The organism is Kriegella aquimaris (assembly GCF_900103215.1).
Lineage (GTDB): Bacteria > Bacteroidota > Bacteroidia > Flavobacteriales > Flavobacteriaceae > Kriegella > Kriegella aquimaris.
Genome location: NZ_FNGV01000027.1, coordinates 1 through 14,312, shown reverse-complemented (window position 1 = coordinate 14,312; position 14,312 = coordinate 1). Strand labels below are relative to the sequence as shown.

General features: G+C 37.7%; 17 protein-coding genes and 1 pseudogene. 3 read left to right on the top strand and 15 right to left on the bottom strand.

The features are described 5' to 3' along the window. Window positions 1–133: 133 nt before the first annotated feature. Window positions 134–490 carry a bleomycin resistance protein gene (locus tag BLS33_RS24355; protein ID WP_089890427.1) on the bottom strand — a complete coding sequence of 119 codons (357 nt, stop codon included), beginning with the start codon at window positions 488–490 and terminating at the stop codon, window positions 134–136. Window positions 491–1,306: 816 nt separating this feature from the next. Between BLS33_RS24355 and BLS33_RS25270 the strand changes: the two genes are divergently transcribed. Both BLS33_RS25270 and BLS33_RS25265 read left to right on the top strand, forming a co-directional pair. Further along, complete coding sequence (locus tag BLS33_RS25270; protein ID WP_245731671.1) at window positions 1,307–2,119, top strand: reverse transcriptase domain-containing protein; 813 nt, start codon at window positions 1,307–1,309, stop codon at window positions 2,117–2,119. Then, a complete protein-coding gene (locus BLS33_RS25265; RefSeq protein WP_245731669.1) occupies window positions 2,109–2,444 on the top strand; it encodes a group II intron maturase-specific domain-containing protein in 336 nt (111 codons plus the stop codon). The genes BLS33_RS25270 and BLS33_RS25265 overlap by 11 nt, the downstream gene beginning before the upstream one ends. A 256-nt stretch (window positions 2,445–2,700) precedes the next feature. Here BLS33_RS25265 and BLS33_RS24345 read toward each other — a convergent pair whose 3' ends face one another. From BLS33_RS24345 to BLS33_RS24295, 11 genes and pseudogenes are all read right to left on the bottom strand, one after another. Beyond that, the gene (locus BLS33_RS24345; RefSeq protein ID WP_089895923.1) at window positions 2,701–4,179 is read right to left on the bottom strand and encodes a BNR-4 repeat-containing protein; all 1,479 of its coding nucleotides are present in this window, start codon (window positions 4,177–4,179) and stop codon (window positions 2,701–2,703) included. A 266-nt stretch (window positions 4,180–4,445) separates the two neighbouring features. Continuing rightward, window positions 4,446–6,137: a right-handed parallel beta-helix repeat-containing protein gene (locus BLS33_RS24340; RefSeq protein WP_176801504.1), complete on the bottom strand. Its 1,692-nt coding sequence runs from the start codon at window positions 6,135–6,137 to the stop codon at window positions 4,446–4,448. A 229-nt stretch (window positions 6,138–6,366) separates the two neighbouring features. Then, a complete protein-coding gene (locus tag BLS33_RS24335; RefSeq protein ID WP_089895919.1) occupies window positions 6,367–6,582 on the bottom strand; it encodes a hypothetical protein in 216 nt (71 codons plus the stop codon). Beyond that, window positions 6,583–7,467: a helix-turn-helix domain-containing protein gene (locus tag BLS33_RS24330; RefSeq protein WP_089895917.1), complete on the bottom strand. Its 885-nt coding sequence runs from the start codon at window positions 7,465–7,467 to the stop codon at window positions 6,583–6,585. 9 nt (window positions 7,468–7,476) lie between these two features. Then, entirely contained in the window at window positions 7,477–7,899 is a 423-nt protein-coding gene (locus BLS33_RS24325) for a nuclear transport factor 2 family protein (protein WP_089895915.1), read from the bottom strand. A gap of 70 nt (window positions 7,900–7,969) precedes the next feature. After that, on the bottom strand, window positions 7,970–8,515 hold the full coding sequence (locus BLS33_RS24320; RefSeq protein WP_089895913.1) for a carboxymuconolactone decarboxylase family protein: 546 nt from the start codon (window positions 8,513–8,515) through the stop codon (window positions 7,970–7,972). A 213-nt stretch (window positions 8,516–8,728) separates the two neighbouring features. Beyond that, on the bottom strand, window positions 8,729–9,121 hold the full coding sequence (locus BLS33_RS24315; protein ID WP_089895911.1) for an NHL repeat-containing protein: 393 nt from the start codon (window positions 9,119–9,121) through the stop codon (window positions 8,729–8,731). 12 nt (window positions 9,122–9,133) lie between these two features. Next, window positions 9,134–9,748 (bottom strand): peptidyl-alpha-hydroxyglycine alpha-amidating lyase family protein, encoded by a 615-nt coding sequence (locus BLS33_RS24310; protein WP_089895909.1) that lies wholly within the window; start codon window positions 9,746–9,748, stop codon window positions 9,134–9,136. 162 nt (window positions 9,749–9,910) lie between these two features. Beyond that, window positions 9,911–11,002, bottom strand: a pseudogene (locus BLS33_RS24305) (DmpA family aminopeptidase). 245 nt (window positions 11,003–11,247) lie between these two features. Next, on the bottom strand, window positions 11,248–11,724 hold the full coding sequence (locus BLS33_RS24300; RefSeq protein ID WP_089895907.1) for a DUF6155 family protein: 477 nt from the start codon (window positions 11,722–11,724) through the stop codon (window positions 11,248–11,250). Between the two features lie 219 nt (window positions 11,725–11,943). Next, a complete protein-coding gene (locus BLS33_RS24295) occupies window positions 11,944–12,324 on the bottom strand; it encodes a DoxX family protein (protein ID WP_089895906.1) in 381 nt (126 codons plus the stop codon). Between the two features lie 113 nt (window positions 12,325–12,437). Here BLS33_RS24295 and BLS33_RS24290 point away from each other — a divergent pair, with 113 nt between their 5' ends. Then, window positions 12,438–12,812 carry a winged helix-turn-helix transcriptional regulator gene (locus tag BLS33_RS24290; protein WP_089895903.1) on the top strand — a complete coding sequence of 125 codons (375 nt, stop codon included), beginning with the start codon at window positions 12,438–12,440 and terminating at the stop codon, window positions 12,810–12,812. A gap of 36 nt (window positions 12,813–12,848) precedes the next feature. Here BLS33_RS24290 and BLS33_RS24285 read toward each other — a convergent pair whose 3' ends face one another. The 3 genes from BLS33_RS24285 to BLS33_RS24275 form a co-directional block, all read right to left on the bottom strand. Next, window positions 12,849–13,151 carry a HigA family addiction module antitoxin gene (locus BLS33_RS24285; RefSeq protein ID WP_089895901.1) on the bottom strand — a complete coding sequence of 101 codons (303 nt, stop codon included), beginning with the start codon at window positions 13,149–13,151 and terminating at the stop codon, window positions 12,849–12,851. Between the two features lie 10 nt (window positions 13,152–13,161). After that, window positions 13,162–13,443: a type II toxin-antitoxin system RelE/ParE family toxin gene (locus BLS33_RS24280; protein ID WP_089895899.1), complete on the bottom strand. Its 282-nt coding sequence runs from the start codon at window positions 13,441–13,443 to the stop codon at window positions 13,162–13,164. 272 nt (window positions 13,444–13,715) lie between these two features. Beyond that, complete coding sequence (locus BLS33_RS24275; RefSeq protein WP_089895897.1) at window positions 13,716–14,213, bottom strand: hypothetical protein; 498 nt, start codon at window positions 14,211–14,213, stop codon at window positions 13,716–13,718. Between the last annotated feature and the right edge of the window lie 99 nt (window positions 14,214–14,312).

Here is a 14,312-nt window from a genome sequence, read left to right as displayed (position 1 = left end):
GCGTAGTTGCTCTGGCGTTTTTTTTGGTGTAGAATTAGTTTGATATAAAAGTAGGGAACCAAATTCAATTAACCCTTTGAAAGCAATTACTTATAGCCATTGTGGGCGGTTCGTTTTTATTCCTTTTTTCACTTCAAATATTTTGTCCAAATGTCAATAAATTACTGTCTGGGTCAAGTATCGAAAATTCCTTTTGTCCCCAAGGTTTGATTTCCAATTTTCCATTTGGGTGAATTTCAGTCTGTTTGTCCAATAATGATTTATAGAATTCGTCAATATTGTTGGTCCGAATATAAACTTGTCCATAATTTTCTTTCGGGTCGATTTCTTTGAATTCAAAGAAATGAATTTGGATTTGGTCTTTTTCCATCATCAAATAACCGTCAAAATCGGCACTTCCAAATTCCTTAAAACCTAATCGGTTTGAGTAAAATTCCCGAGTCACTTTTTTGTCACGCATCGGTAATTTCGGATTGATGTCCGTTAGCATATTATTATCTTAAGTTTTAAATCTAATATTTAAGTTGCCCAGGTCAGTTCAATATCCACAATTTTCTTATTTATGACGGGTTTTCTTAAATGACCGCCAACGTGTTTGTGTATGAAACGTAGCGTACGACATCTGCGTGAGTAGTGGGCGAGATGGCGCGCTGCCGACACTAACTTTTTGGATTTAGTACGAGCCGAATTTTTAATTTTCTTTTATAAAAATAGCCAAATTAAAAATTTGGCGATCTTAAAAATAAGCAAAAACCTTTTGAAAAGCCTGTAATAGCTAAGTTTTATACACGTTGTGTGTGCCCGGCATGGGCATCTTTTATTTATCGAAAGGTAAATAATTCATCTAGAGGGTGCAAGTCCCTTATGGGCGGGGGTAACGCTTCGAACCATTAGTAAGTCGCAAGGGTGGTAACCGTGAGGTTACATCTGAAGGCTATTTGCGATTGAACAAAGAGCAAATACAGACTACAAAACCCGGTACTGACGAACAGGAACCGTATACGGAGGCATATTTACTTGGGCAAGCAAACACATAATTGTAACGCCCGACGATTGACAAAAGGGTAAGTATGTAGATACGGCAGGGATCGGGTGAAAGAAGATGCCATTACCTAGGGAGGTCTCCAAAGTTACGAGTAGCTAAATGGAGAAGTCAGCAGAGGTCATAGTACTTACAGGAAATGAGCTATGGCAGTGCCCTAGAGGTCTCACAAGTAAGGAAGGACCGAACGTTAAATCGCGTCCGAATTCGTATAGGAATCAGTTTATCCGATAGCCTACACCTAGAAGGACAAGAACAGTACGAATGATAGCAATAGTAGTAGCAGCCAGAAACTTGAGCGACGCCTGTAAAAAAGTAGTTCGCAATAAAGGTTCGGCAGGAATAGATGGAATGGCCACTCGAGAGCTAAAGACATTTATAGATGCCCACCGCTCAAAAGTTGTGCACCAGCTTATTTCTAAAAACTACAGGTCACAAGCTATCAAAGGGGTGGAGATACCCAAGTCAAATGGCAAGACCAGATTACTGGGAGTGCCAACGGTAGTAGATAGATGGTTTCAACAAGCGGTAAGCCAACAACTGGTGATTCATTTCGAACTCGATTTCGAATCGGAGAGTTACGGTTTCCGCCCAAGGAAGAACCTTCAACTGGCAGTATTAAAAAGTCAGGGATACATCAACGATGGTTACCAAGACCTAATAGAAAGAGACCTTAAAAGTTTCTTTGATGAAGTACAACACTATAAGCTACTTCAGCTTATTTATAACAAGGTCAAGTGCCGGACCACCTTATGGTTGATCCGCAAATGGTTACGAGCGCCTATTGTAAAGAATGGGCGATTTTGTAAACGCAGAAAGGGATTACCACAAGGCAGCCCATTAAGTCCCTTACTGTCCAACATCATGTTGGACCAATTGGACAAACATCTAAAATCACGAGGGTTCAGGTTTATCCGCTATGCCGATGATTTCAGTATCTATGCTAAATCAAAAGCAGCGGCACGAGCGATAGGCAACGAGGTTTATCTATTTTTAAAAGATAAGCTCGATTTACCTATCAACCCGAGCAAAGAGTGGTATCCACAGACCTTCTACATTCAAGGTGTTGGGTTATAGGTTTGCGCCGGTCTATAAGAAAGGCGTAAAGGGCAACTACCAGTTAACAGTAAGTGAAGAGGCTTGGCGAACACTTAAAAAGCAAGCTCAATTATGCTACCAAGAAAACGCTGCCATTATCAAAAGGCTACAACGCTTAGAACTCATCTATAAAGGGTGGTTGAACAATTTTCGACTAGGAAATATACGGACCAAACTTAAAAAGCTGGATGAATGGCTACGTAACCGACTACGCTACTGCATTTGGCACGATTGGAAGAAACCAGAGCACAAACGCAAGAATTTCATTGGCTTATGTATAAAACAGAATCAGGCTTATGCTTAGAGTAGAACAAGGATGGGAGGATGCGCAGTAGCCCAAAGGCCTATACTTAGAACTACTAATACTGAAAAACGTCTAAGAAAAAGAGGTTATCAAAGTATGATCGCGTACTACCTCGTTGTAAAGTTCTGATATAACGAACCGCCGTATACGAGACCCGTACGTACGGTAGTGCGAGAGGCGCACCGTGGGCTTTAACGCTCACGGCCGTCTACTCGATTAGGGCGTGTAAATTATATTTTCCCACGTAGTTTATAAATTATTTCATTTTAAGCTTGTGTAATTCAGGTTTGGCAAGGTCGCTATCCATTTTTTGAGGAAGTCGGTAAACATTTCCATCCTGATCGCAGAAATATAACCTTGATTCCGAAGGTTCGCGCCCGTGTCCGTCTGCCCAGAAAGCGTAAAAATCGGGATTCACATTGATCGGACGCCTGGCATAACTGTGATTATACTTGCTATTCCAGGTTAACATTTTAAGTTTTGTCCAGGTTTTACCGTGGTCTTTACTCTCCCACATTTCCATTTCCCCACCGGTATTATAGTCTTGTGGGCCCATTGCCGTTGGAGCAACTACTCTCCAACTTCCATCCTCCTCTATATAAATAGAACCTCCATCGTAGTTATTGCCGGTAGGTGTTAAGTATTGTATTTCCCATTGACTACCATTCCACCAAGCCGTATGCCACATCCGGGGGCCATCATCTGGTCCGGGCAGCGGCCCATTACTCGTTTTGTACAATATGACTGGTCTTCCTTCCTTATCAAAATTCAGATCGTCAATATATACATTGCGTTCTTCGGAGTCATAATCGTGGATCATAGCCTTATTGGAAATTTCAGTAAGCGGTAATTGTATAGCAGAGCCATCAGCAGTAATCCAGGTTTTTCCAAAATCGTCCGACTGAAGATAATACAGGTTGGTTCGGAAGTCCAAACCGCCTCTAACGTCCCTATCGGGATGATACATAAATGAAGTCCCAATTCGATTTCCCTGGTTTCCACTTGTCTGGTAGTGTCCTATACCTAATAAAGACAAGTTTTTCCAGTCAGACCAGTTTATTCCGTCCTTACTCGTCATCCATGAAATTACACGACCCTTAATTTTTTCATAATGAGTAAACAGTGCTGTGAAACCCTCTTTATCAGAGTAGTAAATTTGCATGTAAGAAAAGTTATCTAACGGTACTTTTTCGCCATTCACCTTTTTTGTAGCGGGAACCCGTTCGAATTCAGAAATGTCGTAAGGTTTTACACTCTTATGAATAAAGGCGGGTCGTTCAACTCCGTGAGCAGTCGAAAAAACCCAAATAAAACCGTCTTTGTCTACCTGTAGTACTGGGTTATCATGCGCATCTTCAGTAGCTTTATCAAGGACAATGGTTGGGCGAGGCACCTGTCCTGTCTTGTGATCAAAATAAGACACCATATGTAGCAGTGTTTTTCCACTTTCGTCGGTCCCTCCGTAACAGAAAAAGGTTTTGTCAACTTCTTTCACGTAAACTGAAAAAGGGTATTGGGTAGCACCATAGGTGCCCAATCCGCCACTGTATTTGTACCGGTACTGGTTTTTAACCTTTCCTGCTTGTCCAGCGTTGTCGATGTAATACCAAATTCCTCTGTATCCGTCAGCCTTCGAGTTAATCAACTTGGCTTCGCCGTAAATATCGGCCTGTGCTTTAACTAGGTTGATTCCCAAAACCAACCAGATGAATAAAAGAATTGTTTTTTTAATCATTTCTATAATGTAATTGTTTTAATGAATGTTTGTATCAACGAATCGACCGCGTTCAGTTAAATCATATTTTTTGGGACCTTATGTCGCTTCCGGTATTAACATTATAATAAGGCATTTGTATCACCTAATTTACAAAAATATACCCTCTAAGAATCAGTAGTAGCAGTTGAATCAACATACCTATTAACCCAAGTTTCCTAATACAACACCGTTTCTTTTTAAACTAAAATGGCCTTACGAACAGGATTTGTTTGATGATGGTTTTACTATGGATTTTTAGCTTTAAAATCTACCTCCCCATATTCATATACTTTACTATGAATTTTAGGTGGTGCAGATTTTACTATTTGATTATTTTTTATTTCAGCTCCTCTAGGAATTGCTGGATCATCATTGTGTATTTCTTGCAACCAAGGAAATCGTTCGCTCCAAGGCGTTTGTTTTATGGGAACTGCGTTTAAACGAGGCCATAAAGACAATTGACGATCGATTAAATGGTGTTTGAACCAATCATCATATCCTCTGGCATCATACACAATTGATGCTTTCGGGCAATTACGTATAGTATTGTTATTAATTTGATTATAACGTCCTCCACCAATTAATATCCCGGAAGGACTGTCTTCGATCCGATTATCAATAACACTTATCCCTGAGGCCAGATCATCTAAATAAATGCCCCAGTTATGATGGTGACTTGCTTGGCCTAGCTCACTGATAATGTTTTCTCGAATCACGGTTCCGCCCATAGTCCAGTCCCTACCACAATAAATGGCTCCGGCGTCCGAAGTATTTAGACATACTTTTCTGATTTGATTTTGAGCAATCAAATGATCATTTCCAGAAAAAAGAATCGCATTATGAGGCGCAAAACTAATTTTGTTTCCTTGCACAATATGCCCGACACCCGTCAATTTAACCGCGGGTGCATAAGTTTTAACATGCCTTGAGAAATAACTAATGGAGCAGTCTTCCACAAAATGGGCTGCCTTTGTTAAAGTATTCTTATCACCGCCTAAGAGTGAAATTCCGGTGTTTCCTAAATATTTAAGAGTACTGTTTCTAACGCCACAATTATATCCGTCGGTGATCTGTATCGCAGACCTGCCTAATCCATACATCTCACACCGTTCAATCGCTACAGATTTCGAATTGGAAATATTTACAGCTAAATTGTTATGATAGCTGAAATTTATATTTTCAATTTTTATTTGATTACAATCTTGTATGTCCAAAAGGGTAAAATCTTGATATGCAATTTGAACTGATTCGACTTTCTCATTTGAAAAAGAATGAATAAATCGGATTGTTCCTGTTTCAGGATTGAAATAATATTCATTTTCTGCATCAACATATTCCGGTTGATTTAAAGCGTAAAAGAGCCCCCCGGATGGAGATCCCATTCCATAATTGTGTGTGGCCGCGAGTATGATCTCACCGGATAAGGGGTTTATGGAGTCAACCCGAATAATTTCGTCGGCCCACTTAAAACTCCAATACCCGTTTAGAAACAAAGGGAATTCTTTGTTGTAATTTTTTATAAGATCAGCAGATAAAAATTTCGCAGGCAATTGCTTTGCTTCCTTGTTTTTTGGCTTCCTACCTGCCCTAATTATTGAATCTGCTTTTATAAACCCCTCATTAGGATAACGAGATATGGATAAGGGAACTCCGGCAATATAGATTTCTGGCCACCCGGCATAACCCTTAAATGAATCTGGCCATGGAGGCATAATTAACTTTGGGTCGGTATACTCGTACATTCCGATTGCTTCATCTAGGCATGTCAAGTCTTTGATTGGCACTTCCATACTAGAGGTTATTAGTACTCCGTTCGGCGTCTCACCTTTGATAACCAGATTATTTGTGCCAGAGAGAAGTAATGGTTTCTGTATAACGTACTTTCCATCGGGAATCACTAAAACCGAATCTTTGTTTTTTATGGAAAAATCAATCATGTTTTGCAAACTTTGTTGCGGTTTACATGAAAAAAAGCATAATACGATAAAGGTAATTAGTACTATTTTAAATAAATGAATTCGCTTTAGTTGTATCATCTTTTCTAAAGAATTGTATCATTGGTTATTTGTTGGTCATACTGAAGCACAAGGGCTTAGCTCGTAGTGCGGCGGTAAGTAAATCTTTTTGTTCACGTCTGCGCACAAAGCTAAAGCTTATTGTTTAGTTTTATTTTTTCTTGTCCAAAGCTAAATCCATAAGGTTTAGCGACTTCATAAATATACCCAGACCTTTCGGTTTTGCCCTAAAGGCCGCATTACGTTTAGCATCTATGTAAAAGCAGCCTTGTCCACCGATATAAAGCTTGCTATGAACCCGAAACTTGCGGAAACCACTGTCCGCCCTATGTTTTATACCCATTGTTGTGCGTTCGTTTTTTTCCATTTAAATGGTTGAAGCTCTGTCAAAACCAACTGTTTCCCGGTATAGTTGTGGCGATGCATCTGCATTCTTTTTAAAGAATCTACTAAAATAATATTCATCATTATAGCCCAACTCATAAGCGATTTCTTTCACGGTTTTATCTGTAAGATACAGCTCTCTTTTAGCTTCTATGATGATGCGTTCAGAGATTAAGTCGGTCAAGGTTTTGTTGAAATGTGTCTTGGTCAGTTTGGATAAAGCTTTTGGCGAAATGGATAACATTTCAGCATAGTCACTGGCGGTATGCTTGGTCTTATAATGGGATTCTATATAGCTTTTTAGGTTTTGCAATATGAAGGGTTCTTTATTTCCTTTAGTTACTTTTTGTGTGTCAACCTGTTGTTCTGTTTTTAGTCTTGATGCTGAAATCAAAAATATTTTCAGGTAGGAAATCAATAGTTCATATTGTGCCAAATCAGGTTTTTGTATTTCAGTTTTGATTTGGTCAATGATCATTTCAAAATTTGCTTTAGCAGCCTCATTCACGTGAATAAAAGGCGGATCGTAAATATTGTTGAACAATACTCCATTGCATGCTATTTCTTTGTGATGCTTATGGATGCAAAAGAAGTCAGGATGAAAATTTATTACTGAACCACTAATTTCAGTTTCGGCATTGAGCATAAAAGGTTGGTAGGGTGAAAAAGAAAATAACATATGCTCATGAAAGTCATAGTTTGAAAAATCGGCCTTTACGTTGCCCTTTCCCTTTTTTACCCAAATGAGAGCGTAATAATTCAACCGCTGAATATGGTCAAATGGGTTTTCCTTTTCAAAATGGTATAGTTTGAAGGCAAGATTGCCTGTTTGGGGGTTGATGAATGTGAATTGGTTATTTTGCAGCATAGCCCAATATTAGATCAGCTTTCTTTCGCTTTTATCAATTTTTAAGTCGTTAATACTTGCAATCCGTTTTTGCATGAGTCCATTTTCGTTAAACTCCCAAAGCTCGTTGCCGTACGCCCTGTACCATTGGTCGTTTTCATCCTGATATTCATACTCAAATAGCACCGCCATTCGGTTTTCTCGAAATCCCCAAAGTTCTTTTTTTAATTTGTAATTTCTTTCTTTTTTCCATTTTTCGGTTAGAAATTGGATGATTTCCTCCCGTCCGTTGATAAATTGAGTCCGGTTTCGCCATTCCGAATTTAAAGTATACGCTTTTGATACACTTAAAGGATCTTTGCTATTCCATGCATCTTCTGCTTTTTGCACTTTTTCAAGAGCCGTATTCAATGTGAAGGGGGGAAGTGGATATTTTTTTTCTTCTTGATTCATTGTATTAGTTGTTTTAGTAAACCCAAAGTGGGAATCATGTTGACACGATTCCCATATTAGGTTTCTGGATTTACAAACTTTCAGCTACTGGGAAATCGACAGGCACTTTCGTAAGGTTATGTAAATAATTCATAGCCGTTTTATCACTTACCTGAAGGATCAAATCAACGAGATTTTCTTTTGTGTATCCTTGGGCAAAAAAGTCCTCCACATTTTCTTGGCTAACATTGCCTCTGTTTTTGGTAATGTCAGCTGCCAATTTTACCAAAGCATTCAATTTGGCATTCTCGCTCTGTCCTTTTCTGATATCCAACAGTTGTTTGTCATCAAATCCATTCATTTTTCCCAGCACGGTATGTGCACTTTGGCAATAAATACATCCGTTTACCTGACTGATAATTAGGTTCACGGCTTCTTTTTCTTTGTTCGATAATGATGTTTTGGCGTTTTGATAGTCCAAATACTTTTTGAGACCGTTTTCGGAATAGGCGATGGTAGCGTAAAGGTTAGGGACAAATCCCAGTGCCTTATTTAAGTTGTCAAAAATCTTTTGATTTGTTGGAGATACTTGCTCTCTTGTAGGAACATTAAATTCTGTTTTAACTAAATTTTCCATTCTAAATTGTTTTAATTATTGTTTGTCAATATTGACTACACAAAGATGACAAGCCTTCCTCCTGTATAAAATGGACGATTTACGTTAATGGATGGATGATTTTCCTGAATGTAGGTCAAAATTATACACAACGGCTTCGGCTATGATTAGTGTGGGGCGGTGATTTACAATTCCCTTGGCGCCACAATTCGTATTGTGTGTTCCTTTTTTAATTTAATCACTTTTAGTTAATCGAAATTTCTGAACCTTATTGCCTAAAATATCTCCAGCATAAATATTTCCTTCATCATCAATTTGAATGTCGTGATATCTCGAAATTGGACCATCATAAAATCCAGTTCTACCGAATTGCATTTGCAGGTTAGTATTTAAATCAAAGCGAAAAATATCAGAACCCTTAACAACTGTGTCATTTACAGTCATATAATCTATTCCAAACAGATAGTCGTTTTGATTGTCAATGGTTACAGAATATAATTGTTCGGTTATTTTATTCTGCCAAACAGCAATGAAATTGCCTTGGGCATCGAACTTTTGAATTCTATTATTTTCGCGATCTGCCACATAAACATTGCCTTCATTATCCAAATCAATTCCGTGCGGAATATTAAACTCACCTTATTTATTTCCAAATTTGCCCCATTCGAATAAATATTCGCCTTCTTTTGAGAATTTAGCTATTCTGCTATTTTCATATCCATCACTTATATAAAATGAACCGTCTTCTGTCACAGCAATATCTGTAGGTTCATTAAAATGAGAAGAATCATCACCAGGAACTTTAGCTTCTCCTAAAGTCATTAGCAAGCTTCCATTAGAGTCAAATTTAAAAACTTGATGAAGACCACAATCTGTAACCCAAATATTGTTTTGCTTATCAACTTCAAGTCCGTGTGGCATTATGAATAAATCCGCTCCCCAACTTTTTAAAACTTCTCCAGTTTGCTTGTTTAGCGTCAGAATGGTATTCTCCTGGATTCTATCCTCCTGCATTGTTTCTTCCCAAATTCTGCTTACTCTATGAAAAACCACAATATTGTTTTCAGAGTTAATTCCGAGTCCAGTAGGATTTCCCAAGACAAAGTTTTCTGGTAGTTTTGGCCAATCATTAACTAAAATATAAGAGTCTGAATTTTGAGATTCTTTTTTCAACTCTTTTTTTTCTGTGTTTTTACATCCAAATATTAGAAGTGTTAATAGAAAGTAAAAAATACTTTTTTGTTTAAATTCCATTTGTTGGTTTTGTTTGGTATAAATGACGCACACCGTTTATGTATAAGAATAGTTGCGGGTTTGTATGCGAGGATTTTCCGAAGGAAAATCAGACGTTACAAACACGTAACGACCTTTGATTATACACTAACCGCAATTATTTTTATACGGTGTTGTACCACGTTATTTTTTTATTCTACCATATTTTTTCAAGATTTCAATTACCCTTTCTTCTGGTAGTTCGAAAACCGTGGTATTGTTTTTTCCAATCATGGTTTCGGCTGCAACAAGTGCATTTAATATCGATTCTTCTGTTGCTTGTGCTGTTGCTTCGAAAAGTCCGGACATTTTATCATTAGCTATCATTTTCAATAATGGCGCTTTTTCTCTATCGGCTGCTCCTGGGTTAGCTGTAGAAAATGCAATAAATATATCGCCAGAGTAATTGCCTCCAAAACCTCCCATCCTACTTATGCCAATTGGCACTCAACGTGCCACTCTCTTTAATTGGTGTGGAAGTAGTGGTGCATCTGTCGCAACAATAACTATTATGGAACCTCTATCTTCTTCAGGCTTTATTGGGTCCCAAATAATCATACGGTCCGTAATCTCCTTTCCAACAGGAACGCCCGCAATAGTTAGTGATTTACGACTTCCATAGTTGGCTTGAACGATAACCCCAAGAGTATAGGTAGTAGAATCAATTTGTATTTCGCGTGAAGAAGTACCAATTCCACCTTTAAAACCATGACAAACCATGCCTGTTCCTCCACCAACATTTCCTTCTGGAACAGAGCCGGGTTTTGCATTATCTAATGCAGAAAATACATGTTCTTTCTTTACATGAAATCCGTTTATATCACTTAAGTCACCATCATAGGTTTCAGCCACTACTGGCAAAGCCCAAAAAACATCAGGTTCTTCGGTAAGTGGGTTGAATTGTTTATTCTTAAATTGCCATTCCACTACTGCATCTCTTACCACACCAACACTATGTGTATTAGTTATAGATATAGGGCCTTCCAAGAATCCTGATTCATCTACCCAAGTAGTTCCTGTCATTTCACCGTTCCCGTTAAGACTATACCACCCTGCGAATACTGGGTCATAATTTTTACCTCTTGGAAGAACAGCCGTTACTCCCGTTCGAATAGGACCTTCTGCAACTACTAATTTACCTTCTCCAGATATCAAAGTAGTATGTCCAACTTCAATTCCTTTGACGTCAGTAATAGCATTTAATTGACCAGGTTTTCCATCAAGAGGTATTCCCAAATCTCTAGCCCTCTTTTTCTGGCAATATGCCTGACATGTTAGAAGCAAGATTGTCAAAATTATAAGTGTATTCTTCATATTGGTTGGTGTTAATGTGGCACAACGGTTCGGCTAAAGTTCGTTGCGGTGACCTGTCCGCAGGACAGTCCCGCGAGACACCGAGCCATGGATTAAAAATAGGGATTTCCGACAGGAAATCCGCAAGCGATGAACCTTAGGTGTTGTTACCAACTGGCTTTTATTTATCAGTAGGAAAGTTCTAGTCCGAAATGGCTTGCCTTGTATGTAATTCCAGTTATACGTTCTTCATATTTTACCTCCATTCCCAATTCACGTATTCCGTCCGTCGCATTGTAAAACATTTTCTCCAGTGCTATATAATAACCTTCGTCCCAATATCCGAAATCTTCGATAACCTCCAAGCAACAAGCTACATAATGTAGTTCCAATTCCACATTAAGTTCGGTTATTTTCATTTTTTGAAGGGTCCGTATCAACTTTCTGGCCTCGGCCTCACGCAACTGCATGTTCCGTCCACCCGGATAAATATATCTTTCGATTTCTTTTTTGTATTTCTCGACAAGTCCTTTGATTTCCCCGGTAGCAAAAATGTCCAGGTAAGTTTTTGCAGCTGGAATTTTTTTATACATCTCTGAAATCAGCTTAATGATTTCAGTTTTGTCCATTGCCTTTAGTTCTTTTTTTACTTCTCTTAGTGCCATTCAGGACTATGCGTTTTTCGAGCTTGTTGGTAACGGTTTCGTATACGAGCCGTAGCGGATTTTTATATGCTATTTCTTCGGTTTTACCCAGACTATAAATATACAAAAAAGCCATTGGTGAAGAATTAACACAGCTATGGCTTTTCATAGGATACAATGTTGGCAGTAGTGTTTTAATTACTTCCTACTTATAGAATAGAATTCTTTTTTTATTCTTTTCTATTCGCCTTTTATGATTGGTTCGTATTTATTCCAGTTGACAACAATTGCCCAAATATTAATAGCAAATAGTATTAATGCGATTCCAATTCCTGATAGGTCGTGTACTAAATGATGAACAAATATTCCTACCATAACAGGAAGAATTACTAGCGCTCCCAATGCTCTTGTCTTTGGGATTGCTATTAAAGCACCTCCAACGATTTCAATAATTGCTACAAGCGGAAAAATCCATTTAATTGTCATAAATCCGCCCATAACTTGCATCATTTCATCAGACATTTCGGGCATAGGCATATAGTTGAAGAATTTGTTTAATCCTGAATTAATCATCATTAATCCGAATAAAATAAATAAAGCTGTATAAATCTTGTTTTTCATTTTTCAATTGTTGTTGTTAATAATATGGCAAAATTAACTATTTTTGATTACCAATAGTAATCAGCTACCTATAGGTAATCAGTTACTTCAAGGTAATCATTAAATTAGTAGAGATGAAGAAAAAGGAACATAAAGAGTGTATGTCCGCTTTGTTACCTGTAAGGGACACTTTAGATGTAATAGGTGGAAAATGGAAACTTTTAATTTTAATTTCAATTTGGGAAGGAAATAAGCACTTTAGGGAAATAGAGCGAAGTATTCCAAAGTTAAGTACCAAAGTTTTGTCAAAGGAATTGAAAGATTTGGAAGAAAATCAGTTGATTACAAGAACTGTTTTAAATGGTTTTCCTGTCAGAACGGAATATATGCCTACAGAGCATTCCAAAACGCTGGAAAAGGTCATTTTTGAATTGCATAATTGGGGTATCCATCACAGAAAGAAAATCTTTGGCAATAAGTCATTTTCAAATAATTCAGTTAGTGCGTAGTGTGAATTCGGGTCAACATGCTGCCTAACGGTATTGTTAGGCAACGTTTTTATTCTCAAAGTGCTTGATTTCATTCAGTTCCGATTCTTTAGATTCCTTCTCTTTTTCGATGTCATAATCATCTTGAAGTCCGAGCCAGAACTTGGCTGAATTACCAAAATATTTACTCAATCGCAAAGCGGTGTCCGCTGTTATTCTACGATTACCTTTAACGATTTCTGAAATACGAGTTTGAGGAATTTTCAAATCCTTTGAAAGTCGGTAAGCCGTAATTTCAAGAGGTTCAAGAAACTCGTAAAACAAAATTTCGCCAGGATGTACATTTGCTAACTTTTCCATTTTTTACTTCTTAGTGATAATCAATTATTTCCACTTCGCTTGCGTTTCCTTTGTCCCACAAGAACATTATCCGCCATTGTTTGTTAATCCGAATACTATGATAATCGCTTAATTTTCCTCCAAGCTTTTCAAGTCGGTTTGACGGTGGAATCCTAAAGTCCGAAATGTCCTGCGAGTTGTTCAACATTCTTAGTTTCCGGCGTCCTACGTTTTGAACTTCAATCGGCATTTTTTTAACTCGGATTCCGTTCCAAATCTGTTCGGTCGCTTTTGAACCAAAGGATAATATCATATCTTTTCACGTTACTAACGTCAAAGATAAGTATTTTATTTTAAGTGAAGTATGGTTTTTATGAAATGTTGCCTAACGACTCTGCTATGGCAAGTAGGGCAGGTGATAAGCGATTACTTTCCGCCACGCACTTAGCAAAACCTTTGGGTTTTGTTTTTTCTTCTGTACAAAGCAAAATCCCAAAGATTTTGCGGACTTCGCAAACACGACCAAGCCTTTAAATATAGCGCTTTATGACCTATTTGCTATAGGTATTGTTGTAAAACGTTTTTTTAAGCGATACTATTTATCCGTAAGTCCTTAAAGAATTTTGTTTTGAGATTAACTTTAATATTAAAGAAGCAACTACCTCCGTCATCAACTAGCGGTATTTCAGTCTGCCATTTGTCAAATTCAAAATCTTGACAAAAAAAGTTTATCCAAACCTCTTTTTCTCCTTTTTCATTTAAGATGGCCACATATTGCCGTTTGTAATCATCAAGTTTAAGTCTAAAACGAGAATCTTTATCAAGTCCGTCGTTATGTTCTATTATAGCTTTTTTTAAAATTGGCTCAATATCGCTTAATTCTCCCAAACCTAATTCAGTAGCTGTTGGTTCCGTATTTTGGAAAATCCAGTACCATTGTGGATTGAATCTAATTATGGTAAAGTCCGAGTGCGCAAGGCCGAAATCCGTCCGCAACACTTTTTCTTCAGCGATATTATCCGTCTTATTTCGTTCCTTACATGAAGAAAATAAAATCAGAAAAATGAGAATGAATTTTTTCAATATATTTTTCTTTTTTAATTGCCAAATCCAAAAGATTTGGCGGACTTAGCAAACATACCCAAGCCTTTAAATATAGCACTTTATGCCCTATTTGATATA

Excerpts from the sequence above, each read along its gene's own strand:
- BLS33_RS24355 (WP_089890427.1), bottom strand. The coding sequence starts at position 490 with ATGCTAACGGACATCAATCCGAAATTACCGATGCGTGACAAAAAAGTG.
- BLS33_RS25270 (WP_245731671.1), top strand. The coding sequence starts at position 1,307 with ATGATAGCAATAGTAGTAGCAGCCAGAAACTTGAGCGACGCCTGTAAA.
- BLS33_RS24345 (WP_089895923.1), bottom strand. The coding sequence starts at position 4,179 with ATGATTAAAAAAACAATTCTTTTATTCATCTGGTTGGTTTTGGGAATC.
- BLS33_RS24340 (WP_176801504.1), bottom strand. The coding sequence starts at position 6,137 with ATGATTGATTTTTCCATAAAAAACAAAGATTCGGTTTTAGTGATTCCC.
- BLS33_RS24335 (WP_089895919.1), bottom strand. The coding sequence starts at position 6,582 with ATGGAAAAAAACGAACGCACAACAATGGGTATAAAACATAGGGCGGAC.
- BLS33_RS24330 (WP_089895917.1), bottom strand. The coding sequence starts at position 7,467 with ATGCTGCAAAATAACCAATTCACATTCATCAACCCCCAAACAGGCAAT.
- BLS33_RS24325 (WP_089895915.1), bottom strand. The coding sequence starts at position 7,899 with ATGAATCAAGAAGAAAAAAAATATCCACTTCCCCCCTTCACATTGAAT.
- BLS33_RS24320 (WP_089895913.1), bottom strand. The coding sequence starts at position 8,515 with ATGGAAAATTTAGTTAAAACAGAATTTAATGTTCCTACAAGAGAGCAA.
- BLS33_RS24310 (WP_089895909.1), bottom strand. The coding sequence starts at position 9,748 with ATGGAATTTAAACAAAAAAGTATTTTTTACTTTCTATTAACACTTCTA.
- BLS33_RS24300 (WP_089895907.1), bottom strand. The coding sequence starts at position 11,724 with ATGGCACTAAGAGAAGTAAAAAAAGAACTAAAGGCAATGGACAAAACT.
- BLS33_RS24295 (WP_089895906.1), bottom strand. The coding sequence starts at position 12,324 with ATGAAAAACAAGATTTATACAGCTTTATTTATTTTATTCGGATTAATG.
- BLS33_RS24290 (WP_089895903.1), top strand. The coding sequence starts at position 12,438 with ATGAAGAAAAAGGAACATAAAGAGTGTATGTCCGCTTTGTTACCTGTA.
- BLS33_RS24285 (WP_089895901.1), bottom strand. The coding sequence starts at position 13,151 with ATGGAAAAGTTAGCAAATGTACATCCTGGCGAAATTTTGTTTTACGAG.
- BLS33_RS24280 (WP_089895899.1), bottom strand. The coding sequence starts at position 13,443 with ATGATATTATCCTTTGGTTCAAAAGCGACCGAACAGATTTGGAACGGA.